The following is a 24,277-nucleotide window of genomic DNA, read 5'->3' as shown; positions in this document are numbered from 1 at the left end:
AACTCTATGTCTCTAACTAAAACTAACTTTCCTGCATAATTCCACCTGGTGTAAGATAGCTTTCCAGCACAGTAATGATGTTGCCCTTGAGCTCCTTATACAATGCTTCAAGGTCCTCGATCCCTTCCAAGTTAGCAAGCATTCCTTTCAGAACGGCTCGGCTGGGCTGGATGGCAAGCAGTTCCTTCTCCATAATATGGAGCGACTCCATTGCATCTTCCCGGACATCCGTCTCTACCTGAATCTTCTTTATTTCATTCTTCATCGCCTTAATGACGATGAGCGGGTGACGAGTTGTGCGAATGTCGGTTTGGCATAATTGGCCCAATTGCCCCACCGCCTCCATTGGGATCAGGGGCTCGGGCCGTCTGCGCAGAATACTGTCCACAATATCATCGAGCAGCTGAATCTGGTGATCAGCGGTGATTCCCACATTCAAATGGAACCCGGGCATGAACAGGAAGTGGATATACGAACCCAGCATACTGCCCATAAACATGCCGATTTCTAATGTGTATGGCTCTACTTCGGGTCCATAAATGGATTTCAGCTTATTGTTAAACCACTGCAATGCAGCCAGCATTTCCTGTCGCATGTTTTCCTTGTCAAAAGGCGGTTTCCCCGGCATCTGATCATGGAACTGCTTCAGGAGAAATTCCCGGATCTCCAGAAAATGGATCAAAAGCACTTCCGTCTGCTTGCGCAGCTGCTCCTTGGGTCCGAGAAGCGGATCGTGGTCGACCCGGAGAATCTCATCTTTAATCCGGCTTGCGATATGCTCGTAAATGCTCTTTTCCAGTTCCTCTTTGGACTTGAAATGAAGATAGAGGCTGCCTTTCGACATCCCGCATACTTCGGCGATTTCCTGCATGGAGGTAACCGAAGAGCCCTTCGCGGAAAACAGCTGCATCGCAGTGATGAGAATTTGCTGTCGTTTTTCTGCCGTTTTATCAGCCAATCAATAGCTCACCTCACTTGAGAACTTTGCGGTTCTTGAATTGACCATAGGGTCAAGAATTATTATATATGAAAAAGAACGACCGTTTCAACTTTACTACGGTCGTCCTTTACGTTAGGTTCTGAAAACTTATGAAATTTTACAAAAGTAATTAACTGATCAATTTTAGACCGACAGCCGAGCACAGGATCATGGCGATAAAGAGCACGCGCCGCCATTCCTTCGGTTCACCGAACAGGAGCATCCCTGTAATGGCGCCGCCCACCGTCCCGATTCCCGTCCAGATGGCATAAGCGGTACCCATAGGCAGTACGGTCATGGCGTAGGAGAGGAGGGAGAAGCTGGCGGCAAAAGATAAGGCCAAAATCAGTACATATTGCCATCCCTTGCGCTCCGACACGCCTTTGATGCCGATGACGCCGCCGATTTCGAACAATCCTGCAAACACAAGTGCAATCCAAGCCATTACTTGCTCACCTCCGGTTCCGCATGATCAGCCGTAACCAGCTTAAGGCCAATGACGCCTGCCAGCAGCACACAGATCAGAAGCACCTTGACCAGTTTAAACGGTTCCCCGAAGAACAGCATCTCCGACGCGACCGTTCCGGCTGTACCGATTCCCGTGAATACTGCATACACCGTTCCGACCGGCAGCCGTTTGGCTGCCTCGATAATAAGATAGAAGCTGACTGCAATGGCGGCTATGGTTCCAATCCATTCCCAGATGTTTGAGGAATGCTTCAAACCCATCACCCATATGATTTCAACCAATCCACCAAGCAGCACAAAAATCCAGTTGCGATTCATTATGATGGTTCACTCCTTTTATGAAAACAACAGTAACCCCTCACGGTTACCGATTCCTGTTCCTATTCTCCTTAAGTCTCTTTATTATGCGTAAATTAGGAGACATTAACTCTTGTGGTTATATCGTTGCTTTGTTACCCCTAACCAATACACTGGCCAAGCAGCTGCAAGACGTCTCATGGCCCGTTCTTCCCCGCCGTACACGGTTTCCAGATGGATTCCATCCACCAAGGTCATAAAGGCAATCGCCGCATTGCGCGGATGACGGATGATACGTCCATGCTTCGGACAGCCCGCGGCAAGCAGCCTCGACAAGTTCTGCTCCTGTTGATCCAGCAGCGGATACACCATCGCCATCACTTCGTCATACAGCGTACTTGGCGGAAAGAAGGCCATTCGCATGAAGAACCGCACTTCATCATCCAGACGATAGGCTTGGAGACGGCTTTCAAGAAATCCGTGCAGCTGCTGCTCCAGCGGCCAATCGGCATGGTTTAGAAAATAGGCCACCATCGACTCCTCTTGACGCTGGAATACGTCCTGAAGCACCTGCAGAAACAAATCGTTCTTGCTCGAAAAATGGGCGTAAATCGACGGTTTTTTGATCCCGCAGTCGTCTGCAATATGTTTTAGCGATGCCCCTTCGTAACCGTTTTTGGCAAAGTGGGCAAGGGCGGATTGCTTAATATCGGCGGCACTCATAACATTCCTCCTAACTAACGGTCGTTAGTTATATTTTTAACAAATGGCGTTACCATTGTCAATATTTTATTTTGGGGCGTCGGTCCCTTGTCAGCTCGCGGAGAACAGTCTTTAGTTCCTGGGGGAGATCATGTAGAATATGGTGTGACCAGCATCGTACATACATAGAGACATTAACGATGAAGAACAAGGGGTATACGATATGAGAAAGGGAATACAGGCTGTATTGATTACCGCGCTTTTGTTCGCGTTTTATTATTTTGGCCTGGATTATTTCGGGAAGACGACCGGGACCATTATCGGGATATTCTCCACGCTAACCGTAGTATCCATCGGTTTCATGATTTTTATGGAGAACCGTCATCCCACCAGCACGATGGCCTGGATTCTGCTCTTGGCGCTAGTCCCTATCGTGGGGCTTGTGTTTTATTTTTTGTTTGGACAGAACTATTTCAAGCGAAGAAAATACGACAAAAAGGCACGTAAGGACGTTCTGGTATACACCAGCGAAGTGCTCCGCAAGAACACCCCGGACATTTCCTGCTTTAAGCCCGAAGTGCAGCAGCTCCTTCAGCTGTCTACCCGCCTGGCACGCACGCCGATTTCCTTCTCGAGCGATACCAAGGTGCTGACCGACGGGGAGGAGACATTTGCAGCCTTGATAACGGAGCTGGAGCAAGCGGCGCATCACATTCATATGGAATATTACATTTACCGTCCGGATGCGATCGGAACGCAGATCCAGGAAATATTAATTCGGAAGGCGAGAGAGGGGGTTGCCGTGCGGTTTATGGTGGACGCCGTTGGCAGCTTGCAGCTGCCGCCTTCCTTTTTGCAGGAGATGAGGGATGCGGGTGTACAGGTCGCCGTATTCGGCAGTCCAAAGACGATTTTCTTCACGAGCCGTGTAAATTACCGCAATCATCGCAAAATCGTTGTGATTGACGGGAGTGTCGGATTCGTTGGGGGATTGAATGTAGGGGATGAGTATTTAAGCCGCAGCAAGGCATTCGGTTTCTGGCGTGATACCCATATGCTTGTTCGCGGAGAGGCCGTCAGAACGCTCCAGGTTGTCTTTCTGCAGGATTGGCAGTACATGACGGGAGAGCAGCCGAGTGAGCCGATCTATTATTCACCGGATTTACTGGAGAGTCGTGCCGGTGCCGTTCAGATTATCGCAAGCGGACCGGACAATGAGCGAAGAGCCCTGAAGAACATTTTCTTCTCCATGATTGTGTCGGCTCGCAAGTCGGTATGGCTGGCTACGCCGTATTTTATACCGGATGAAGACATATTCACCGCGCTCAGGGTTGCTGCCCTGTCCGGTCTTGATGTACGGATTCTGTTTCCGTCGAAGCCGGACAAATGGCTGCCCTTTCTGGCTTCCCATTCCTATTTTCCGGATCTGCTGGACGCCGGGGTAAGGGTATATGAATATGAAAAAGGGTTCATGCACTCGAAGCTGCTGATCGTTGATGGCGAGGTTGCAACCATTGGCACGGCTAACATGGACATGCGGAGCTTCCACCTTAATTTTGAGGTTAACGCTTTACTCGTTCATACGGAAAGTGTTGGCAGGCTGGTATCCGATTTCGAGCAGGATCTGGAATACGCCCTCCTGTACGATCGCAATCATACCCGTAAAAAGAGAATCATGACCCGGCTGCTGGAGTCGGCCGCCCGACTGATGTCACCTCTGCTGTAGGCCAAGCGGAGGTAGGCCATTCAGGCCTAGACCGCCTTCATACGAGTACATACATACTATTGAAGGAATTGTTAAAAGGTTGTGAAGCCCAGCCATTTTTGCAGTTTAAACAGGATGTTCTTCATCCATGTCGTTTCTCCTTGGTAAGCCTCGGCTTCGAGGCTAAAGGCTGCGCCTTCGTTGAACCATATTCGATGAAAGTAACGGTCCAGATCCCGGGTAAGCGGATGATCTTTAGGCGCGGCTATCCACAAGTTGTTTTCCAGGTTGAGATCGGCCAGATTCCGCTGGGTAAAATTGGTCGACCCGCCGGTAATGACGGATTTTGCCGTCGGTTTGGCAATGTACATGAGCTTGGTATGATACTGCTCCGTACCGGTGTTGTACCAGCGGATGGAGATGTTCCCTTTGGATTTCTTGATGAGCTCGGCCGCAGCCGGACGGTTGGGGATGCCAATCTTATCCCGGCCGAAGGCGTTCTGGTTCGGATCCAGGATGAGGCGTATATCAACACCGCGGTCCGAAGCTTTTAGAAGCTGGTCCATGACTTTGCTGTCAGCCAGATAGAACATCCCCATCCAGAGCGTATCCCCGGGCTGTGATTGCTCGATGGCCTCCAGAACATATTTATAAATTTTCCCTTCCGTCAAATAACGAACATCGACATCGTTAGCTTGACCTGAAGGCTGCAGAGGTGGCTTTGAGCCCGGCTCATACTCCGGCAGTTTGATCGGGCTTGTAAGGTTAACGGCGGCTTGCTCGGCTGCAAGCATATCCCCGATGATGTCCCCGCTCGTTTCGAAGGCGATGTTCGAGTGGAACGCGCTGGCGTCATGGATGTTGGCAGATGTGACCAGCGCGGTGTTCTCGCTGATGACGACTTTACGGTGATTGGCCTTCACGTTCAGCAGCTTCAGATAGGAGCGCACCGTAATATCGGGTGCTTCGTTGGCCATCAGATTGGGGAGTGTCCCCGTGCCCGACTGGCCAAACCATTGGAAGAATGTGCGCCATACGGCAGAATAGGCGGGCGTGGAGTCTCGCAGCCGGTCGACATCGGTCATGATTACATGAATGCCGGCAGCCTTCATGGCCTCGAATTCCGGCAGCGAATAGGAGCCATACCCGGTATTCACTTCATCGGAAATAAAGAAGATATCCATGTCGGGATATTTCTTCTTATGGGCAACAAGGCGATGGGCAAGTTCTTCGCTAACTTTGGGGAAATCCTGATCTTTATGAGCGTAGCCGTTGAACAGAAACATATCGATAACCAGGAATTTTCGGGATTCGTCGATAATTTGACCGATGCGGGGTCCGATTTCACGATCATGTACCGGTTGACCATCCGGTCCGGGGTAGGTCAGGTCGGTCCACATTTTAACGTCGCTCTGGTACAGCGGGCTTTCATAGGAGATCCCTTTCGGTAGTGGCTTATGAGTCTGATAGATCATCACGCCGATGAGCCATAGTATAAGAAGGACAAGGCAGATGAAAATCGTTGTTCGCGTTCGGGAGCTTTTGGTATTCGGTTTCCTCGACACGAGCAGGTTGCCTGGATCGGTTGTAGGTAGATTTTCTGAATTGCGGTTATGAATGAAATGGCGGAAACCCAAGATAGCCCATCCTCCTATCGCTGTTGTATACCGTTAATTAACTTGAAAGTCCCGTTCTGACGCACTCTTCGTTTCTGCAATTCAGAAAGTGTGAGATACAGACGGAGTTGATCCTAGGAAGCCGGGGTAGAATGATATTCGGGTTTGTTTTTTCAAAACATGCGGTAGAATGGGTCAAGACCGAGTCGTTTATATTTTTGCTAATGGATGATGTGCATATCATGCAGGCGGGATAACCTGATGCCAATGATATGCTTATATATGGCTTATCTAAAGGATGAGCGAAGTGGATAAGGAGGCACGGGATGAATTCAGAACATAAAGAGACCGCGGGTCAACCAGCTGAAACCATTTCAGGCAGAGGTTTGGAAAGATCCGAGGGCAGGCTGGTGCCGGAAGTGCCTACGGGCGAACGAAAAATAGAGCATGTACGCTTATGCCTGAATGAAGAAGTTGGCTCCGTAGGGGTAACCACTGGTTTTGAACGTTACCGTTTCCGTCACTCCGCACTGCCGGAAATCGACTTTGAGGATATTAAGCTGGACACTGCATTTCTTGGTTTTTCCGTACGAACCCCATTTCTGATCAGCTCCATGACTGGGGGGAGCAAGGCCACGGGAGAGATCAATAGACGTCTGGCTGAAGCCGCGCAGCGGCGCGGCTGGGCACTTGGGGTAGGCTCCGTGCGGGCAGCGGTGGAGAAGGAGGAGCTTGCTCCCACTTTCCGTGTCCGGGAGAGTGCGCCGAGCGTGCCGGTTATCGCCAACCTTGGAGCGGTGCAGTTGAACTATGGCTTTGGACTTGACGATTGTCAGCGGGCGGTGGATATCGCGGGGGCGGACATGCTGGTCCTTCATTTAAACGGACTTCAAGAGGTGTTTCAGCCGGAAGGGAATACACGGTTTGGTCGTTTGCTTAAGCGAATTGAGGATCTGTGCCGTACGCTTTCGGTACCGGTCGGCATTAAAGAAGTCGGATGGGGCATCGATGGTGAAACGGCGCGGAACCTGCTCAATATCGGGGCGGCCTTCATCGACGTGGCTGGTGCGGGCGGTACCTCATGGAGTCAGGTTGAAAAATTCCGCAGCCCGGATCCGGTTCGCCGCGCTGCGGCTGAGGCTTTCGCCGGGTGGGGCAATCCTACCGCGGAATGCATCGTGGAGGTGCGTGAAGCTGCGCCAACCTGTGCGCTTATCGGCAGCGGCGGGCTGCAAAACGGCGTCGATGCTGCTAAAGCGCTCTCGCTTGGCGCCGATCTGGCAGGCTTCGGGCGTGGACTCCTGGGATCGGCCGTCGAATCGGTGGAAGCGCTGGATCAGCGGCTTGCCCAGGTGGAGTTGGAGCTGCGGACGGCGATGTTCGGAATCGGCGCGGGGAATATCGATGCGCTGAAGTCAACCCAACGGCTGATTCGCGTTTGAATGGCCGGGGTGATTGGCGGGAACTACTTTAAAGCGATGGCAGTATATTCGTGTTGAAGTCTATCGGGTATCTGCTATAATTAATAAGATTGTTTAGCTTACGATTAGTAGCTTCGGCGGTAAGAACCGAAGCTGTGTCATACTTACAAATATAGAAGTAAACCTGATAAGGAGTTGTCACATAAATGGCTTTAAAAGCAGGAATCGTCGGTTTGCCAAACGTCGGCAAATCAACATTGTTTAATGCGATCACGCAAGCGGGCGCCGAATCGGCCAACTATCCGTTCTGTACGATTGATCCAAACGTCGGTGTTGTGGAAGTGCCGGATGAGCGCCTCGACAAGCTGACCGAGCTGGTTCAACCGAACAAAACGGTACCAACCGCTTTTGAATTCGTGGACATCGCGGGCTTGGTCCGCGGGGCGAGCAAAGGGGAAGGTCTTGGGAACAAGTTTCTTGCCCATATTCGTGAAGTGGATGCCATCGTTCATGTTGTTCGCTGCTTTGAAGACGAGAACATTACCCACGTTGACGGTAAAGTGAACCCGGTCAGCGATATCCAGACGATTAATTTGGAGCTGATCCTTGCGGACCTCGACAGCGTGGAGAAGCGGATTGACCGGGCGAAGAAGAACATGAAGGGCGGCAACAAGCAGTATGCTCAGGAAGTAGAGCTGCTGGAGCGCCTGAAGGAAGCCCTTTACAACGATCAACCGGCACGCAGCGTGGAGCTGAGCGATGATGAGAAGCTGATTGTTCGCGATTTGCACCTGCTGACATTGAAGCCGGTGCTATACGCGGCCAACCTGAGCGAAGACGGTGTTACGGAAGCCGACAGCAATCCCTTCGTGCAGCAGGTTCGTGATTTCGCGGCTGCGGAGAACGCGATCGTGGTTCCGATCAGCGCGAAGGTTGAAGCCGAAATTGCCGAGCTTGAAGGCGAGGACAAAGCGATGTTCCTTGAGGAGCTGGGTCTGGAAGAATCCGGTTTGAACCGTCTCATCAAGGCTGCTTACAGTCTGCTGGGATTGTACACTTACTTTACGGCAGGCGTGCAGGAAGTGCGTGCCTGGACGATCCGTAAAGGAACGAAAGCTCCGCAAGCGGCAGGTGTGATTCATACCGACTTCGAACGCGGCTTCATTCGTGCAGAGGTTGTAGCTTACGATGACCTCGTTGCAGCCGGATCGATGAACGGCGCGAAGGAACGCGGACAGCTTCGCCTGGAAGGCAAAGAGTACGTTGTGAATGACGGCGATGTGATGCACTTCCGTTTCAATGTGTAGGAATTGAAGTATTCAAAGGCCATGGCTCCATGTCACTTTGTGCATGGGACCGTGGTTTTTTTGAAGGGGAGAACCTTTCCGTGCGGTCAACTGCCTGCTAGTCAAATGCGTCGTTTCATGGTAAAATAAAAAGTCGTTTACACTTCATTGTGATGCGAAATGGAGTGCAAAAAGGCATATCTTCAGGAATATATCTTAGAGAGGTGAATTCCTTTGTTGGACCGATTACAATCCCTTGCGGACCGTTACGAGAAGTTAAGTGAGCTGTTGTGCGATCCCGATGTCGCTAATGACTCCAAGAAGCTCAGGGATTATTCCAAAGAACAATCCGATTTACAGCCTGCTTATGAGGCTTATGTTGAATATAAAAATGTAATTGAAGAGCTCGAAGCTGCCAAAACCATGCAGGGCGAAAAGTTGGATGACGAAATGCGCGAAATGGTGAAAATGGAGATCGAGGAGCTTACCCAGCGCGAGCAAGAGCTGGCGGAGAAGATTCGGATCTTGCTGCTGCCGAAGGACCCGAACGATGACAAGAACGTGATCATCGAGATTCGCGGCGCTGCCGGCGGCGACGAGGCGGCGCTGTTTGCTTCCGACCTGTACCGGATGTATACCCGTTATGCGGATACTCAAGGCTGGAAGGTTGAACTGATGGACGTCAACACGAACGATCTGGGCGGCTTCAAGGAAGTGATCTTCATGATCAATGGCCGCGGCGCATACAGCAAAATGAAATTCGAGAGCGGCGCGCACCGTGTTCAGCGTATTCCGGCAACGGAATCCGGCGGGCGTATCCATACCTCCACCTCCACCGTGGCGGTTATGCCGGAGGCGGAAGAAGTGGACATCGAAATCCATGACAAGGACATCCGCGTAGATACCTTCTGCTCCAGTGGTGCAGGCGGTCAGTCCGTTAACACCACCAAGTCGGCGGTACGCGTAACGCATATCCCGACGGGGATCGTGGCTACGTGCCAAGACGGCAAATCGCAAAACTCCAATAAGGAGAAGGCGCTGCAGGTGCTTCGGGCCCGTATCTTTGATATGATGCGCCAAGAGGAAGAAGCGAAGTATGCCGGTGAGCGGAAGAGCAAAGTAGGTACAGGTGACCGCAGTGAGCGGATCCGTACGTACAACTTCCCGCAAAGCCGTGTAACCGATCATCGGATCGGACTTACCGTTCACAAGCTGGATCAAGTGATGAACGGGGAGATTGAAGAGATCGTTTCGGCGCTGACCCTTGCGGAGCAGGCTGAAGCGATGGAAAAAGGAGTATAACGCTTTGAAGCGGACGAGATTTGAATTGACGCCGCAGCGCAGCATAAGAGAAGCCTTTGTGGAGGCTTCTTCTTTTTTAGACGCCATGCGGGTAATGGAGCCGCAGCGGAATGCGCAGCTGCTGCTGGAGCATGTGCTGGAATTGTCGGGAACCTCATATTATATGGCGCTCGCGGAGCCGTTTCCGGCGGATCGCCGCCACGCCTTGGAGGACGTCATTAATCGCAAGGCGCAGGGCGTCCCTGCGCAGTATATTATCGGCGAGCAGGAGTTCTACGGCCGGCCGTTTGAAGTTACGCCGGCGGTTCTCATTCCGCGTCCGGAAACGGAACTGCTCGTGGAAGCGGTGCTGAAGTATGGACGGGAGCTCACTCCGCGGTCAAAAAGGTTAAAGGCCATAGACATCGGTACCGGCAGCGGGGCCATTGCCATTACGTTGGCATTACAGGAGGCGGCGTGGGATTTGCTGGCGAGTGATATTTCGCCTGATGCGCTAGAGGTTGCTGCGCGTAATGCGAAGCATCTGAATGCCGATGTCGAGTTCCGGCAGGGGAACCTGCTGGAGCCGTTCGTTGGCATGGCGCCGGACATCCTCGTCTCCAACCCGCCTTACATTCCGGCGGAGGATATTGAGGGGCTTCAGCCCGAAGTCCGCGACTATGAGCCGCGAACGGCACTGGATGGCGGGCCGGACGGTTTGAATCCGTACCGGATCATGATGGAGCAGCTGCCCTTGCTGTCAGCGCCGCCGCGGCTGATTGCCTTTGAGCTGGGCATGGGCCAAGCCGGGGATGTGGCAGAGCTTTTACGGAGTGCAGGGCACTGGAAGGAAATCGTCACGGTGCCGGATTTGGCGGGCATTGACAGGCATGTCTTGGGAATATCCCGTTAATTGTGTTCTGGATGAATATCTTTTAAAATAGATGATGGGCTGAGCCGATTAAATGGGGTGTTGTCGTTCAGATCGTTACATGGCCTCAATCGGCAAATCAGTGTTTACAGCTCCGGGCACAGGGGGACCAAAGCATGCTTCAGAAATTCAAGAAGATTGATTTTGTTATCGTTTTTGTACTGTTGATGCTAATGGTTGTCAGTATTACATCGATATATAGTGCCACGCTCGACACCACCGGATTCGAAAAACACCATATCAAGATGGCGATATTTTATATCCTCGGATTCGCAGCCTTTTTCGGGCTCAGCTTGATTGATTATCGTTTATGGAATAAATACGCACTGCACATATACATCGGAGGGTTATTAACCCTTTTGCTGCCTTCCTTCATCGGCCAGACCAAAAATAATGCCACGGGCTGGATTAATCTCGGTATCGTTGATTTTCAACCTGCGGAGTTGTTTAAGCTGGTGCTGATCATATTTATCACCTATCTTCTTATCCGTAAGAACAAAGCGAAGTTGTCTTTTTGGCGGGACATCGTACCGATTGGGCTTTTGACGTTTATTCCGTTTGCCGTTGTCATGGTGCAGAATGACTTGGGTAATGGACTAAGTTATATTGTCATCTTGCTTGGGCTGTTATGGATCGGTAATGTGAAGTTCTCGCACGCTCTTATCGGACTGCTGCTTGTAGCAGGGATTGCATTTGGTGGAGCCCAGGCCTACATCCACTATCATGATGAAATTAAAGAATCGAAAATCATGGAGAGCCGCGGTCATTGGATGGAACGGATCGATCCATGGCTGGTACCCGAAAAAGCTACCGCAAAAGCGAGTTATCATACGAACAACGCCAAGCTGGCCATTGCTTCCGGCGGTATGAGCGGGGAAGGGTACTTGCAGGGGAGCTCCGTACAATCCTCACGTGTGCCTTATACGTATTCGGATTCGATTTTTGTGCAAATTGCAGAGGAATATGGCTTCATCGGTTCTTCCGTTTTGTTGTTGTTATATTTCATACTCATTCACAGGATGATTTTGATATCATTGGAAAGTCGGGACAGAGCAGGCCCGTTTTTAATCATCGGTATCGTTGCCATGCTGCTGTATCAAATCTTTGAGAATATCGGCATGTTTATTGGATTAATGCCTTTGACCGGGATTACGCTGCCCTTCATCAGTTATGGCGGAACCTCGCTCATCATTAACATGGCGTGTCTCGGGGTCGTCATGAGTGTGAAGCTACATGGGCAGGAAGTGGAGGAGGATATGCCCAATCCTCAAACGTACCGTTCCGCTCCGCCCAAACAGGCTTGATTCGATTTATTGGAATGTAGAATCAGAGAGATGCTATTGAAAGCAGCATCTCTTTTGTATTTTTTGTTGGTAACTACAGGCAGGGCCCGTGAATTGTATTAGAGGAGGAAATCTTTTAGAATAATTCATTAGGGGCAGCAGGCATACTCCTTGAAACGCGCTCCATTGCAGGCTGCCTTTAGGCTTTTTTAACGGATATCATCTATAGCAATGATAAGCAGCGTCAAACTTTCTTTTCGAATAATCGTTATATGCCTGTATAGGCAAACCGGGGGCGATCAGCTCCGGGCACAGGGGGACCATAAAGCATGCTTCAAAAATTTAAGAAGATGGATTACGTTATTGTTTTCGTACTGGTTTTGATGATGGGTATCAGCATTACGTCGATATACAGCACAACCGTTGACACCAAATTTGAGGGCTCTCATCTCCGCATGGTTGCCTTTTACATTGTCGGCTTTATTGCTTTTTTTGGCATAAGCCTGCTGGATTACCGGTTGTTGATTAAATATGCTAAATATATTTACCTGGGCGGATTGGCCGTGTTGGTCCTCGTTATGTTTATCGGTAAGGATATTAACGGCGCCCAAGGCTGGATTTACATTGGCAGTTTAAGTATACAGCCTGCTGAATTGTTCAAGCTGATCCTGATTATTTTCCTTTCTTTTGTATTGGTGCGCAAAAACAAACCGCTGCTGTCCTTCTGGAAGGACGTTGTTCCGATCGGACTCTTGGCATTCGTGCCTTTTGTGCTCGTCATGGCCCAGAATGATTTGGGTAACGCGCTCAGTTATGTCGTTATTTTGCTGGGGCTGCTCTGGATCGGAAACGTCAAGTTCTCCCATGCGCTCATCGGGCTTGCGCTTGTGGCAGGCGTGGCCTTCGGCGGCGCTCAGGCCTATATTCATTATCATGATGAACTGCTGGAATCGAAAATACTGAAGCCGCACTGGGTGGAACGGATTGATCCGTGGCTGTATCCGGAGAAGGCGACCGCCAAGGCCAGCTATCATACAACGAATGCGAAGCTTGCCATCGCTTCGGGCGGCATGAGCGGCGAGGGTTACATGCAAGGCTCGTCGATCCAGTCGGGCAGGGTGCCTTATGCGTACTCTGATTCTATATTTGTGCAGATTGCCGAGGAATTCGGGTTTATCGGATCTTCCATTCTGCTTCTGTTATATTTCATCTTGATCCATCGGCTGATCCTGATCTCCCTGGAATCCCGGGAGCGTGCGGGGCCGTTTCTCATTATAGGGATCGTGGCCATGTTCCTATATCAGATCTTCGAGAACATCGGCATGTTTATCGGTTTAATGCCGCTGACAGGGATTACGCTGCCCTTTATCAGTTACGGGGGAACTTCCCTTGTGATCAGCATGGCCAGTCTGGGAGTAGCCATGAGCGTCAAGCTGCATGGCCAGGAAGTGGAGGAAGATATGCCGGATCCGCATGCCTATCGTCCGGCCGCTTCTAAGCAGGCGTAAACTTTTCTTTGCGGGAAGCTCAATAATCACGGAGACGAACTGAATAACCGATCTTAACGAAGATGCGATTCCGACTGGGGATCGCATCTTTTTTTGTAAAAAGAAAACCATACGCTATGCGTATGGTTCAGGATAGCTTAAGCGTTGTATAAAAAAAATCCTCCGAAGTGTTAAGATAAATTCGGTTCGCCAACCAAATTTAAAACACGAGGAGGAGATCAGATGGCATCTGATGTGAACAGTTTAGCACATACAAAATGGAATTGTAAGTATCACATAGTGTTTGCACCAAAGTACAGAAGACAAGTGATCTATGGGAAATTGAAAAGAGATATAGGAAAAATACTAAGACAATTGTGTGAAAGAAAAGGTGTAGAAATTATAGAAGCAGAGGCATGTAAAGATCATATACACATGCTGGTAAGTATACCGCCGAAAATAAGTGTGTCATCATTTATAGGGTATCTAAAAGGGAAGAGTAGCTTAATGATATTTGATCGCCATGCAAATTTAAAATATAAGTATGGGAATCGAAAATTCTGGTGTAAAGGGTTTTATGTGGACACGGTAGGAAGGAACAAGAAAGTGATTGAAGAGTATATACGAAATCAGTTACAAGAAGACGTGGTTGCAGAGCAAATGACGCTGGAAGAGTATATAGATCCATTCACAGGAGAAGAAACAGGAAGCAAACGAAAGAAGAAGAACTAGAAGACCCCTTAAGGGGTAGCCGAAAAAGTAGTGCGGTTGGCGAACGATTCAATGCCCTTTAGGGCTGGCCAGTAACAAAGGCTTTCAGCCGCAGAGCAAACCACCCGTTCTGAACTGACCCCATAAAGTTAGACATATTATTTTATTAGGCAATTTGTTGGGCATGAGTTCGGTACTGTACCGGACTCATGCCTTTTAGTTTTGCTTTAATTCGCTTGTGATTGTAATAATCGATATATGTAGAAAGTTCTTGTTTAAACTGCTCAATACTTTCAAATTCATTAATATATAGAAACTCAGATTTTATGATTCCAAAAAAGTTCTCAATGACCGCGTTGTCGTAACAGTTACCTTTACGGGACATACTTTGCTTAACACCGCGTTGTTCGAGGGCATGACGATACTGTTTCATCTGGTAATGCCAGCCTTGGTCAGAATGAATCAGAAGAGTATCTTCATCCGTTAGTCGATCGAATGCTTGATCTAGCATGGTTGAAACAAGGGAATAGACGGGTCTTGAACCGATCGTATACGTAATAATCTCCCCATTAAAAAGATCTAACACGGGGGATAAGTACAGTTTTTCTCCAAATAATTTAATCTCTGTTATATCCGTTACCCACTTCTCATTTGGCTTTTCAGCGGAGAAGTTACGCTCTAGAATGTTTGATGCAATCTTGCCAACCAAACCTTTATATGAACGATATTTCTTCATGCGTACTAGACACTTCAATCCCAACACGTTCATCAAACGCTGCACCTTTTTGTGATTCACATGGTGACCGCGATTCATTAACTCGTCTCGAATACGGCGATAACCATAACGCCCCTGATGCTCCTCATAAATCGCTTGAATAACGTCCTTTAACTCAGAATCTTTGTCCGGCATACCGAATGTATTCACCCAGTAGTAATACGTGCTACGTGGGATATCTGCGAGCTGGAGGAGTGCTTTCACCGAAAATTCGTTCCTTAGTTCATAGACTACTTGCGCTTTGTCTTGTTTGGTGATTTTTCCTTGTTTTGAACTAAGGTATTCAACTTTTTTAAATAAGCATTCTCCATACGCAAAAGTTCTATCTCTTTCTGTAAAGCCTCTACCGACCCCTTTACAGACTTTTGATCATTCAGTTGTTTTGGATCCTTTTTCATGGATGAACGCCCCTTTTTCTTTGGTTGTAGGGCATCTATTCCATGTAACTCTAAGCTTCTTTGCCAGCTTAGAATGGTACTATGACTCGCAATATTAAATACTGCAGCTGCCTCTCTAATAGACGTCCCATGTTCTTTTATATAATGAAGTACGTCTAGTTTATCCTGTACAGAATACGGTGTATAGCGCTTTTTAAAGACTTCTTCACCATGATGCTCATATTGTCTAATCCAATGTAAAAGGACAGTATGATGGAGTCCTAGTGATTTCGCAATCGATTTCATGCTTTCTGATCCATTTTGATAACGCATAACTGCTTGTAATTTTTCGTCCGAACTAAAATTAGCCATAGAAAAAACTGCACCTCCAATGTTAGATGGTGTCTAACAATTGGGGTGCAGTTCATTCACACGGGTGGTTTTGATTTGGTTCATGCTGCACCAATCTATGATTTTTTATCGAAATTGCTAGATTCAACGTTTATATCTTTTGCCTGCGGACATACTGATAGCATCATAGAGTTTCGTTCATAGAGAGGCGGTTGTCCGAGATGAAAAATGTTAGTGAAACCCTCCGTATTATCGTGAAGAAAATGGTTGTGCTCTTATCCTGTATGTTTATGGTCATCATGGCTTGGGAAGGACAGCAGATTGATGCTTCCGTTGTTGGCGGTCCGATCCCTCAGGAATCGATACGACTTCGCATACTGGCGAATTCCGATAGCCCGTCCGATCAGCTGGTCAAAAGAGAGATTCGTGATTCGGTCGTTGAGCAAATGCAGCTCTGGGTCCTGCAGCTGGAGAACCCGCAAAGCCTGGAAGACGCCAAAGAATTAACCCGGCAGCATCTTCCGGAAATCCGCCAATTGGTGAGTGAAGAGTTGAAGAAAAGAGGGATTACGTACAGTTACACCGTAGAGCTTGGTGTTGTGCCGTTCCCGACGAAGTTATACGGGGGCACGGTTTATCCGGCTGGCGATTACGATGCGCTGCGGATTACGTTAGGCGAAGGTCAAGGGCAGAACTGGTGGTGCGTCTTGTTCCCGCCGCTTTGTTTCATCGATGGTGGCAGCGGGGATGCGGCGGCGCAGCCTGTTGACGCAGGTATCCAAACGGTTACAGCAGAGGCCGGCGAGGCTTCCCAAGAGGAAGTTCCGAAGAATGCAGGCGACAGTGAACCGGAGGTCCGCTTCTTCTTGTGGGATATGTTCCTTGGCATTTGGAACTGGGTGGTAAGCTTGTTCTAGGATTATAAGCGAGTTGATTTTCAATCCTGATCGGGTATGATAAACTTTGAAGTAGAAGAGTGCTTTCTCTTTGGCGCGACTGGTTTGAATGGGAACCGGCACGGGACTGAAGAACGAAAAGCGCTTTTTATTTTGGGGCGTAGGCAACACACGCGTTGGAGTCTATATATTTCATATACAGAAAGTTTGGGATAGGAATGGAACAGAACGGGAATGGCATGGAACCTAGCCAGCAGCGGGATAACGGCTTCCGCCAGGCTGCTGCAAATTCAACCCAGGTGTGGCATGTATCGAGCTCACTTTCCAGGGAGAGCTTGAGTTTGGAGAAGGAGGCGAAGCAGGCGCTGGAGGAAGCGGGGCAGGTGCTCGAGCGGGGCGGAACGGTGGCCTTTCCGACGGAAACAGTCTACGGGCTTGGTGCAGACGCCGGTAATACGGAAGCAGTCGAGCGTGTTTTTGCCGCGAAGGGCCGGCCGTCTGACAATCCATTGATCGTGCATATTTCGGAGCTTACTCAGCTTGACGGTTTGGTCCGTCGTGTGAATGAGACAGAAAGGGCGTTGATGGCAAGGTTCTGGCCTGGGCCGCTATCGCTGGTGCTGCCCGTTAAACCGGGTGCCGTATCCCCTCGTGTGACGGCGGGGCTCGATACCGTTGCCGTGCGGATGCCGGATCACAACGTGGCGCTAGCCTTGATCAGCGCGGCCGGGCGTCCGCTGGCTGCGCCGAGCGCGAACCGTTCCGGTCGGCCAAGCCCGACGCTGGCCAGCCATGTCCTGGAGGATTTGGCCGGGGCGATCGACGGCGTCCTCGACGGCGGCCCTGCCGGGGTGGGCGTCGAGTCGACGGTGGTGCAAGTCGGCGAAGACGGCGCCGTCACGGTGCTCCGCCCGGGCGGCGTCACGGCCGAGCAGCTTGCCGCCGTTGCGGCAAGCGTGCGCATGGACCCGGCGCTGCATCGCGCCGCCGGGGAGGCGGAGAGCCCGGCGCCGCGCTCGCCGGGCATGAAGTACACGCACTACGCACCGAAGGGTGCGATGTGCGTGGTGCAGGGCCCGCGTGCCGACGCCGTTTCGGCACGCATCGCGGCCGAGCTTGAGGCGGCTGCCCGGCGCGGGGAGGTGACCGGCGTGCTGTCGTTCGACGAGCACATCGGTCACTACCGCGCGGACGTTGCCGTCTCGCTCGGCAGCCTGGCCGCGCCGGAGGAAGCGGCCCGCCGGCTGTACGCCGGCCTGCGCCGGTTCGATGACGAAGGCGCAACCTTCATCCTGGCCGAAGCGTGCCCGGAGCAGGGCCTCGGAGCAGCCGTCATGAACCGGCTGCTGAAGGCCGCGGGACACCACATCATCGAGGTGAATTAAAGCTGCCGCATGAACGCTGTTGGCATCATTTACCCCTTGTCCGCATATGGTGTACAAGACCATGGGACTTGGGGGAATGGGCATGCTGGAGGCGTCTGTCCAATCGGGACAGCTTGCGGCGATTCTGCTGATGGCGGTTGCACTCGGGCTAGACGCATTTTCGCTTGGAATCGGAGTTGGAATGAGAGGCGGTATGCGCTTAGGCCATATGCTGGGCATCAGCTTCATGATCGCGTTGTTTCACATGTTGATGCCGCTGCTGGGCTTATTTGCCGGCCGCTACGTTGGCATGTTACTGGGCCACGTCACAGGGCTTGCTGCCGGCGGGCTGCTGCTTTTATTGGGCGGGCATATGATGTATAACGCCCTGCGGGGCGGAGAAGGGCAGCGAATACATCCTACCGCATTTTTAGGCATGCTGCTGTTTTCGCTTAGCGTCAGCATCGACTCCTTCTCGGTAGGCGTTTCGCTCGGAATGTTTGTGGATGATGTGCTGTTAATCGTAATTTCCTTCGGGGTCGTGGGCGGTTTGCTGTCCATTCTCGGTTTGCTGCTTGGCCGTCAGGTAAGCAATAAGCTGGGGGAGTACGGTGAAATGCTGGGCGGACTGATTTTGGTTATCTTTGGCACCATGTTTATTTTTTGACGCAATATTTGTTACAATAGCCCCAAAGAACCTACGAACGGGAGGAACGGACCGTGAAAAATATACTGTTTGTCTGCACGGGAAATACCTGCCGCAGTCCAATGGCGGAAGGCATGCTGAGAAAGCTTGCCAAACAACGGGGCATTCCGCTGGAAACGAAGTCCGCCGGCGTCTCGGCCGTGGACGGAATGCCGGTGTCCCATCATGCGGAATCCATCCTGCGAGACCAGGATATCCAGGAACGCTTGGTGTCCAAGCCGTTGACCGCGAACCTGGTGGAATGGGCGGATCTGATTCTGACGCTGACCCAGTCGCATAAGCAGTATGCTATAAGGCAGTTCCCGCACGCCGCAGACAAGATGCACACGCTGAAAGAGTTTGTTGAGGATGACCGCCGGGTGCTGGACGATCTGCGGGAGCAGGATAGTCTGTATGCAGCGCTTGAGCTGGCCAGATCTCTGGGCCACGATGTCAGCGACCGTGACCGGGAGCGTCTGATCGAGCTGCGTCAGCGCATCCCGAGCTTCGATATCTCCGACCCTTTTGGAGGCTCGCGGGAGGAATATGAAGCGACGGCCGCAGAGATACGGACGGCGTTGTTCCGTCTTTTGGACAAGCTGGAAGCGGATCGGCATAACTAAGTCTAGCTTTTAGAGATATAAAGCCTGCCATTGGGCTAAAAAGCCACTTGCCTTTCGCATGGTATTGCTTTAAGATGAAGGTGAAAAACAAATGATCCGGTGTAACTGGCGACGAAGTGGATGAAACCACGATGGAGCATCGGAATATACGGCCGGTCGCCTGGGCAAAGAGCATTTGGAGCACAATACGTGCGCCGACTGCTCTTTTTTCGTCTTTTGCGCCCGATTTGGGTTATAATGAAACAAGCTAAAACGCAAAAGCGAACATACGAGGGGGTTTTTCATAGATGAAAATTGCATTGGGTACGGATCATGCCGGCATTCGTCTGAAAGAGGAGATCGTGGAAGTCATTCGGGGTCTTGGACACGAGGTGGAGGATCTGGGCTGCGGCTGTTCCGACTCCGTGGATTATCCCGATTATGCCCTTCCGGTGTGCGAGAAGGTCGTCTCGGGTGAAGCGGACCGCGGCATTCTGATCTGCGGTACGGGGATCGGCATGAGCATTGCGGCCAACAAGGTGCCGGGCATTCGCTGCGCGCTGACACATGATGTGTTCTCAGCTAAAGCGACGCGCGAGCATAACGACAGCAACGTGATTGCGCTGGGTGAGCGTGTCGTCGGTCCCGGACTTGCTGCCGAAATCGTCAGCGCATGGCTGACGACGGATTTTAGTCATGGCGAGCGCCATGTCGGCCGCGTGAACAAGATCAAGGCCATCGAGGAGCGTTACCTGAAGAATGAATCGCGATAAGTGAACGCGTAATACAGCTGCGGCTATCGTGATATGGGATTGAAGCATCTTCTGTGAAAAAATCATCGGGAGGACTGTGTCATGACGGATATCTCCAAGGTTTCCTTGAACGAACAGACAGCGCGTATTGTCCGCGAACTGGCCGAAGCGGCCGATTTAGGCCCGGGTAAAGTGCTGGTCATCGGAGCCAGCACCAGTGAAGTGGTTGGACGCCGAATCGGTACGGGTGGCGCTCTTGAAACGGCGCAGCGGCTTCTCCAGGGCATTGCCGCGGTTCAAGCGGAATTCGGTTTCGCGGTGGCCTATCAATGCTGTGAGCATCTGAACCGTGCGCTTGTCATGGAACGCGAGCTGCTCGAGCGGCTGGGCTTGACGGAAGTGGCGGCAGTTCCCATTCCGGGTGCGGGCGGGTCGATGGCTTCTGCAGCTTACCGCAGCATGAAGGAGCCCTGCCTTGCGGAATCGATTGAAGCCCATGCGGGTGTCGATATCGGCGAGACGCTGATCGGCATGCATTTGCGGAGAGTGGCGGTTCCATTCCGGCCGACCGAGCGTTATATCGGGGAGGCGCGCGTAACTGCGGCTTATACCCGCCCCAAGCTGATCGGCGGAGAACGTGCGGTGTACCGACTCGAGCAGAGGGATGATTCCACGCTGTGCGATTGATTCGAATGAGAACTCGCTTTTTCAATGATGACTACTTGTAGTTTTAAGTTTGCAAGAAAAAATAACGATGGATTATGGGAGGATATGAACATGATGGAACATTTGCGGAAGAGTGACCCGGCTGTATTGGAAGCGATGGATTTGGAGCTGAAGCGTCAACGCAGCAACATTGAGCTGATTGCCTCTGAGAATATTGTCAGCGAAGCGGTTATGGAAGCAATGGGGACGGTGCTGACGAATAAATATGCGGAAGGCTACCCTGGCAAACGCTATTACGGTGGCTGTGAGCGTGTGGATATCGTGGAAGATATCGCCCGTGACCGCGCCAAAGAATTGTTCGGAGCCGAGCATGCCAACGTTCAGCCGCACTCCGGTGCCCAAGCGAACATGGCGGTATATTTGGCAGCCCTGAAGCCTGGAGATACCGTGCTCGGCATGAACCTGGCCCATGGCGGCCATTTGACTCACGGAAGCCCGGTTAACGCTTCCGGCCTTCTGTACAATTTCGTTGCCTACGGCGTGCAAGAAGACACGTTCCTTATCGATTACGACGAAGTCCGCAAAGCGGCATTCAAGCATCGCCCTCGTCTGATCGTGGCGGGTGCAAGTGCCTATCCTCGCATTATTGATTTTGAAAAGCTGGCTGCCATCGCCAATGACGTAGGCGCGTTGTTCATGGTCGACATGGCTCATATTGCAGGGCTCGTTGCGGCAGGTCTTCATCCGAATCCGGTTCCGCATGCCCATTTTGTAACGACAACGACGCATAAGACGCTTCGCGGACCTCGCGGCGGTATGATTCTGTGCAAAAAGGCTTGGGCGCAAGCGATTGATAAAGCGGTATTCCCCGGCTCCCAAGGCGGGCCTCTCATGCATGTGATTGCTTCCAAAGCCGTTGCGCTTGGCGAAGCCTTGGATCCGTCTTTCAAGACGTATGCAGAGAATGTCGTGAAGAACGCGAAAGTGCTGGCCGATACCCTGATCGAGGAAGGCCTGAACATCGTTTCCGGCGGAACCGATAACCACCTGATGCTGGTGGATACCCGTAATCTGGACATCACCGGCAAAGACGCGGAGAAGGTTCTGGACTCCATCGGGATTACCGTGAACAAGAATGCCATCCCGTTTGATCCGACCAGCCCGTTCGTAACGAGCGGTATCCGTATTGGTACCCCTGCGGTTACTTCCCGCGGTATGGATGAGCAAGCGATGGTGAACATCGCGAAAATTATCGCCATGACATTGAAGCAGCCGAAAGACGAGGCAACGCTTGAAAAAGCAGGCCGTTTGGTGGCTGAGCTTACCGATCAATATCCTCTCTATGCTGAAATGAAATATTAATCACAGTTTCCTTCGCGTAAGAAGCCTATGATATAAGGACCCCGCCTGATGCAGGTGGGGTCCTTTTAGGAGCTATGAACATTCTGGCCAGATTGCTATGCTCTCATTTTCCCAGTCAGGTCCTTTCGCGGTTAGCATCAATATAGGCGAGAATGGAAAACCTAGGTTCAGGGCAGAAGAAGATCCGATTCCGTTATAAGGTCAAAAACTCATGGAATAAAACATGACTCGTGCAGGTGTCAATTGACTAGAGGGAATGATATAATAGACAGGATTTATGGAGCTCACAAATATTTACGCCCATATTGAAATAACATTTGTACTCAAACCGGAGGGACCAGACATGGGAAAATTGGTGATTTGTGATCACCCGTTGATTCAACACAAACTTACATTTATCCGCGATATGCGGACTAACACAAAAGACTTTCGCGAATTGGTAGACGAAGTCGCGACTTTGATGGCTTATGAAATTACGCGGGAGGTTCCTCTTGAATCGATATCCGTGCAGACGCCGGTAGCTGAAACCCAAGGGAAAGTCATTTCCGGCCGCATGCTCGGCTTGGTTCCGATCCTGCGCGCCGGTCTGGGCATGCTGGACGGCGTTGTCAAGCTGCTCCCAGCGGCAAAGGTAGGGCATGTCGGATTGTTCCGTGACCCCGAAACGCTTCAGCCTGTTGAATATTATACGAAGCTTCCAACCGATGTGACGGAACGGGAATTGATCGTCATTGATCCGATGCTCGCGACGGGCGGATCCGCTATCGCTGCGATCGACGTGCTGAAGAAACGCGGCTGTACCCAGATCAAGATGATGAACCTCGTGGCTGCACCGGAAGGTGTGAAGGCTGTCCATGATGCCCACCCGGACGTGGACATTTATGTTGCTGCTCTCGATGAGGGTCTTAACGACCATGGTTACATCGTACCGGGCCTTGGTGATGCAGGGGATCGGCTGTACGGCACGAAATAAGAGCCAAGCCAGTCACTCGTACGTCTTGAATATTTGAAAACAAGCAAAGAGGGGTATTTTCAAACATGTCAAAAGTGAAAGTGATGACGATATTTGGGGTCCGCCCCGAAGCCATCAAGATGGCGCCGTTAATTCTAGAGCTTCAACGTCACCCTGAGCATATCGAATCGGTCGTTTGTGTTACTGCGCAGCATCGGCAAATGCTGGATCAGGTGCTGGATGTGTTCAAGATTGTTCCGGATTATGATTTGGATGTCATGAAGGACCGTCAGACGCTCAACGAGATCACCGTGCGCGTCCTGGAGGGTCTTGAACCTGTTCTGCGTGAAGCCAAGCCCGATATTGTATTGGTGCACGGCGATACGCTGACAACGTTCCTGGCCAGCTATGCAGCCTTTCTGCAGCAGATTCAAGTCGGCCATGTGGAAGCGGGTCTGCGCACATGGAACAAGCTGAATCCTTATCCGGAAGAGATGAACCGTCAGCTGACCGGCGTGCTTGCTGATCTTCACTTTGCGCCGACGGACTGGTCCGCCGAGAATCTCCGCAAGGAGAACAAGCCGGATTCCCGCATTTATGTAACGGGTAACACGGCTACGGATGTATTCCAGTACACGGTGCGCGAAGGTTATACCCATCCGGTTCTGGACTGGGCGAAGGGCAAACGCTTGATCCTGATGACGGCACACCGCCGCGAATCCCAAGGGGAGCCGCATCGTCAAATATTTGAAGCGGTAAAGCGCATTGCCGATGAATTTGAGGATATTGCCATCGTATATCCTGTACATCCAAGCCCAGCTGTTAAAGAGCCGGCTCATCGCATTCTGGGAGATCACCCGCGCATCAAGCTAATTGATCCGCTGGATGTCGTGGATATGAACAATATTTACACCCATACGCATTTCATCATTACGGATTCCGGCGGCATGCAGGAGGAAGCTCCGTCATTCGGCGTGCCGACGCTGGTGCTTCGGGATACGACCGAACGTCCGGAGGGCATTGAGGCCGGTACCCTGGAGCTGGTAGGCACCCAGGAGGAAAATGTGTATGAACGCATTAAGGTTCTTCTGACCGATCAGGAGCTCTACGAAAAGATGAGCAAGGCTGCTAATCCGTATGGCGATGGACAAGCTTCACAGCGAATTGTCAATGCGATTTTGCACCATTTTGGCATCCGAAAAGAGCGTCCAGAAGAATTTCACAGAATGTTCACAAAGGTATAGTTTACCGTATTCTGATGGGCAAGGGGACAGCATACAGTTGAACTGTACGGTTACCGCGGCGTTTTGCGTTATTTAGACTGCTCA

General features: G+C 51.1%; 23 protein-coding genes and 1 riboswitch. Of the genes, 17 read left to right on the top strand and 6 right to left on the bottom strand.

Annotated features, from left to right (window positions below; translation table 11 throughout):
* Positions 1-22: 22 nt before the first annotated feature.
* The 4 genes from MKY82_RS31735 to MKY82_RS31720 form a co-directional block, all read right to left on the bottom strand.
* Positions 23-958, bottom strand: a complete 936-nt coding sequence (locus MKY82_RS31735) for a TetR/AcrR family transcriptional regulator (RefSeq protein WP_339295053.1) — start codon at positions 956-958, stop codon at positions 23-25.
* Between the two features lie 151 nt (positions 959-1,109).
* Positions 1,110-1,424, bottom strand: a complete 315-nt coding sequence (locus MKY82_RS31730) for a multidrug efflux SMR transporter (RefSeq protein ID WP_194539952.1) — start codon at positions 1,422-1,424, stop codon at positions 1,110-1,112.
* Entirely contained in the window at positions 1,424-1,765 is a 342-nt protein-coding gene (locus MKY82_RS31725) for a multidrug efflux SMR transporter (RefSeq protein ID WP_194539951.1), read from the bottom strand. Before MKY82_RS31725 ends, MKY82_RS31730 begins: the two co-directional genes overlap by 1 nt.
* A 105-nt stretch (positions 1,766-1,870) precedes the next feature.
* Positions 1,871-2,467 carry a TetR/AcrR family transcriptional regulator gene (locus tag MKY82_RS31720; RefSeq protein ID WP_339220362.1) on the bottom strand — a complete coding sequence of 199 codons (597 nt, stop codon included), beginning with the start codon at positions 2,465-2,467 and terminating at the stop codon, positions 1,871-1,873.
* A 202-nt stretch (positions 2,468-2,669) separates the two neighbouring features.
* On the opposite strand from MKY82_RS31720, the gene cls reads away from it, so the two are divergent.
* Complete coding sequence (gene cls, locus MKY82_RS31715; RefSeq protein WP_339295052.1) at positions 2,670-4,172, top strand: cardiolipin synthase; 1,503 nt, start codon at positions 2,670-2,672, stop codon at positions 4,170-4,172.
* A gap of 71 nt (positions 4,173-4,243) precedes the next feature.
* Here the strand turns inward: cls and MKY82_RS31710 are convergent, their stop codons facing one another.
* A complete protein-coding gene (locus MKY82_RS31710) occupies positions 4,244-5,788 on the bottom strand; it encodes a phospholipase D family protein (RefSeq protein WP_339295051.1) in 1,545 nt (514 codons plus the stop codon).
* A gap of 305 nt (positions 5,789-6,093) precedes the next feature.
* Between MKY82_RS31710 and fni the strand changes: the two genes are divergently transcribed.
* From fni to tnpA, 7 genes are all read left to right on the top strand, one after another.
* Complete coding sequence (fni, locus tag MKY82_RS31705; RefSeq protein WP_339295050.1) at positions 6,094-7,209, top strand: type 2 isopentenyl-diphosphate Delta-isomerase; 1,116 nt, start codon at positions 6,094-6,096, stop codon at positions 7,207-7,209.
* A 185-nt stretch (positions 7,210-7,394) separates the two neighbouring features.
* Positions 7,395-8,495 carry a redox-regulated ATPase YchF gene (gene ychF / locus MKY82_RS31700; protein ID WP_339295049.1) on the top strand — a complete coding sequence of 367 codons (1,101 nt, stop codon included), beginning with the start codon at positions 7,395-7,397 and terminating at the stop codon, positions 8,493-8,495.
* 213 nt (positions 8,496-8,708) lie between these two features.
* Complete coding sequence (gene prfA, locus MKY82_RS31695; RefSeq protein ID WP_071218854.1) at positions 8,709-9,776, top strand: peptide chain release factor 1; 1,068 nt, start codon at positions 8,709-8,711, stop codon at positions 9,774-9,776.
* Between the two features lie 4 nt (positions 9,777-9,780).
* On the top strand, positions 9,781-10,668 hold the full coding sequence (prmC, locus tag MKY82_RS31690) for a peptide chain release factor N(5)-glutamine methyltransferase (protein ID WP_339220354.1): 888 nt from the start codon (positions 9,781-9,783) through the stop codon (positions 10,666-10,668).
* A gap of 134 nt (positions 10,669-10,802) precedes the next feature.
* Positions 10,803-11,990 carry an FtsW/RodA/SpoVE family cell cycle protein gene (locus MKY82_RS31685; protein WP_194539945.1) on the top strand — a complete coding sequence of 396 codons (1,188 nt, stop codon included), beginning with the start codon at positions 10,803-10,805 and terminating at the stop codon, positions 11,988-11,990.
* Between the two features lie 308 nt (positions 11,991-12,298).
* Positions 12,299-13,477 carry an FtsW/RodA/SpoVE family cell cycle protein gene (locus tag MKY82_RS31680; protein ID WP_194539944.1) on the top strand — a complete coding sequence of 393 codons (1,179 nt, stop codon included), beginning with the start codon at positions 12,299-12,301 and terminating at the stop codon, positions 13,475-13,477.
* A 222-nt stretch (positions 13,478-13,699) separates the two neighbouring features.
* On the top strand, positions 13,700-14,188 hold the full coding sequence (gene tnpA / locus MKY82_RS31675; protein ID WP_071223663.1) for an IS200/IS605 family transposase: 489 nt from the start codon (positions 13,700-13,702) through the stop codon (positions 14,186-14,188).
* Between the two features lie 145 nt (positions 14,189-14,333).
* Here the strand turns inward: tnpA and MKY82_RS31670 are convergent.
* A protein-coding gene (locus tag MKY82_RS31670) for an IS3 family transposase (RefSeq protein ID WP_194543387.1) occupies positions 14,334-15,691 on the bottom strand; the annotation gives its coding sequence in 2 pieces (ribosomal slippage) (positions 14,334-15,238 and positions 15,238-15,691; 1,359 coding nt in all).
* Positions 15,692-15,891: 200 nt separating this feature from the next.
* Between MKY82_RS31670 and spoIIR the strand changes: the two genes are divergently transcribed.
* The 9 genes from spoIIR to wecB all read left to right on the top strand — a co-directional run bounded on the left by spoIIR (position 15,892) and on the right by wecB (position 24,193).
* Positions 15,892-16,587, top strand: a complete 696-nt coding sequence (spoIIR, locus tag MKY82_RS31665; RefSeq protein ID WP_339295048.1) for a stage II sporulation protein R — start codon at positions 15,892-15,894, stop codon at positions 16,585-16,587.
* 197 nt (positions 16,588-16,784) lie between these two features.
* Entirely contained in the window at positions 16,785-17,951 is a 1,167-nt protein-coding gene (locus MKY82_RS31660; protein WP_339295047.1) for an L-threonylcarbamoyladenylate synthase, read from the top strand.
* Positions 17,952-18,033: 82 nt separating this feature from the next.
* Complete coding sequence (locus MKY82_RS31655; RefSeq protein WP_260068663.1) at positions 18,034-18,597, top strand: manganese efflux pump MntP family protein; 564 nt, start codon at positions 18,034-18,036, stop codon at positions 18,595-18,597.
* A 53-nt stretch (positions 18,598-18,650) separates the two neighbouring features.
* Positions 18,651-19,238, top strand: a complete 588-nt coding sequence (locus MKY82_RS31650; RefSeq protein WP_071218861.1) for a low molecular weight protein arginine phosphatase — start codon at positions 18,651-18,653, stop codon at positions 19,236-19,238.
* Between the two features lie 91 nt (positions 19,239-19,329).
* Positions 19,330-19,411, top strand: a riboswitch (ZMP/ZTP riboswitch).
* A gap of 114 nt (positions 19,412-19,525) precedes the next feature.
* Complete coding sequence (rpiB, locus tag MKY82_RS31645; protein WP_071218862.1) at positions 19,526-19,990, top strand: ribose 5-phosphate isomerase B; 465 nt, start codon at positions 19,526-19,528, stop codon at positions 19,988-19,990.
* A gap of 81 nt (positions 19,991-20,071) precedes the next feature.
* Positions 20,072-20,656 carry a TIGR01440 family protein gene (locus MKY82_RS31640; RefSeq protein WP_339295046.1) on the top strand — a complete coding sequence of 195 codons (585 nt, stop codon included), beginning with the start codon at positions 20,072-20,074 and terminating at the stop codon, positions 20,654-20,656.
* A 90-nt stretch (positions 20,657-20,746) separates the two neighbouring features.
* On the top strand, positions 20,747-21,997 hold the full coding sequence (gene glyA, locus MKY82_RS31635; RefSeq protein WP_269468903.1) for a serine hydroxymethyltransferase: 1,251 nt from the start codon (positions 20,747-20,749) through the stop codon (positions 21,995-21,997).
* A gap of 343 nt (positions 21,998-22,340) precedes the next feature.
* Positions 22,341-22,970 carry a uracil phosphoribosyltransferase gene (gene upp, locus MKY82_RS31630; RefSeq protein WP_006213103.1) on the top strand — a complete coding sequence of 210 codons (630 nt, stop codon included), beginning with the start codon at positions 22,341-22,343 and terminating at the stop codon, positions 22,968-22,970.
* A 65-nt stretch (positions 22,971-23,035) separates the two neighbouring features.
* Positions 23,036-24,193: a UDP-N-acetylglucosamine 2-epimerase (non-hydrolyzing) gene (gene wecB / locus MKY82_RS31625; protein ID WP_113059552.1), complete on the top strand. Its 1,158-nt coding sequence runs from the start codon at positions 23,036-23,038 to the stop codon at positions 24,191-24,193.
* The last annotated feature ends 84 nt before the right edge of the window (positions 24,194-24,277 follow it).

The organism is Paenibacillus sp. FSL W7-1279 (assembly GCF_037969845.1).
GTDB lineage: Bacteria > Bacillota > Bacilli > Paenibacillales > Paenibacillaceae > Paenibacillus_AQ.
Note: the sequence above shows the minus strand (reverse complement) of the source record. Positions and strands in the feature narration are given on the sequence as shown.

What these genes read in the sequence shown, in the direction of transcription:
- cls (WP_339295052.1), top strand. Translation starts at nt 2,670, where the DNA reads ATGAGAAAGGGAATACAGGCTGTATTGATTACCGCGCTTTTGTTCGCG.
- fni (WP_339295050.1), top strand. Translation starts at nt 6,094, where the DNA reads ATGAATTCAGAACATAAAGAGACCGCGGGTCAACCAGCTGAAACCATT.
- MKY82_RS31730 (WP_194539952.1), bottom strand. Translation starts at nt 1,424, where the DNA reads ATGGCTTGGATTGCACTTGTGTTTGCAGGATTGTTCGAAATCGGCGGC.
- spoIIR (WP_339295048.1), top strand. Translation starts at nt 15,892, where the DNA reads ATGAAAAATGTTAGTGAAACCCTCCGTATTATCGTGAAGAAAATGGTT.
- glyA (WP_269468903.1), top strand. Translation starts at nt 20,747, where the DNA reads ATGATGGAACATTTGCGGAAGAGTGACCCGGCTGTATTGGAAGCGATG.
- MKY82_RS31660 (WP_339295047.1), top strand. Translation starts at nt 16,785, where the DNA reads ATGGAACAGAACGGGAATGGCATGGAACCTAGCCAGCAGCGGGATAAC.
- MKY82_RS31725 (WP_194539951.1), bottom strand. Translation starts at nt 1,765, where the DNA reads ATGAATCGCAACTGGATTTTTGTGCTGCTTGGTGGATTGGTTGAAATC.
- MKY82_RS31655 (WP_260068663.1), top strand. Translation starts at nt 18,034, where the DNA reads ATGCTGGAGGCGTCTGTCCAATCGGGACAGCTTGCGGCGATTCTGCTG.
- MKY82_RS31680 (WP_194539944.1), top strand. Translation starts at nt 12,299, where the DNA reads ATGCTTCAAAAATTTAAGAAGATGGATTACGTTATTGTTTTCGTACTG.
- rpiB (WP_071218862.1), top strand. Translation starts at nt 19,526, where the DNA reads ATGAAAATTGCATTGGGTACGGATCATGCCGGCATTCGTCTGAAAGAG.
- tnpA (WP_071223663.1), top strand. Translation starts at nt 13,700, where the DNA reads ATGGCATCTGATGTGAACAGTTTAGCACATACAAAATGGAATTGTAAG.
- MKY82_RS31640 (WP_339295046.1), top strand. Translation starts at nt 20,072, where the DNA reads ATGACGGATATCTCCAAGGTTTCCTTGAACGAACAGACAGCGCGTATT.
- MKY82_RS31685 (WP_194539945.1), top strand. Translation starts at nt 10,803, where the DNA reads ATGCTTCAGAAATTCAAGAAGATTGATTTTGTTATCGTTTTTGTACTG.
- wecB (WP_113059552.1), top strand. Translation starts at nt 23,036, where the DNA reads ATGTCAAAAGTGAAAGTGATGACGATATTTGGGGTCCGCCCCGAAGCC.
- ychF (WP_339295049.1), top strand. Translation starts at nt 7,395, where the DNA reads ATGGCTTTAAAAGCAGGAATCGTCGGTTTGCCAAACGTCGGCAAATCA.
- upp (WP_006213103.1), top strand. Translation starts at nt 22,341, where the DNA reads ATGGGAAAATTGGTGATTTGTGATCACCCGTTGATTCAACACAAACTT.
- MKY82_RS31720 (WP_339220362.1), bottom strand. Translation starts at nt 2,467, where the DNA reads ATGAGTGCCGCCGATATTAAGCAATCCGCCCTTGCCCACTTTGCCAAA.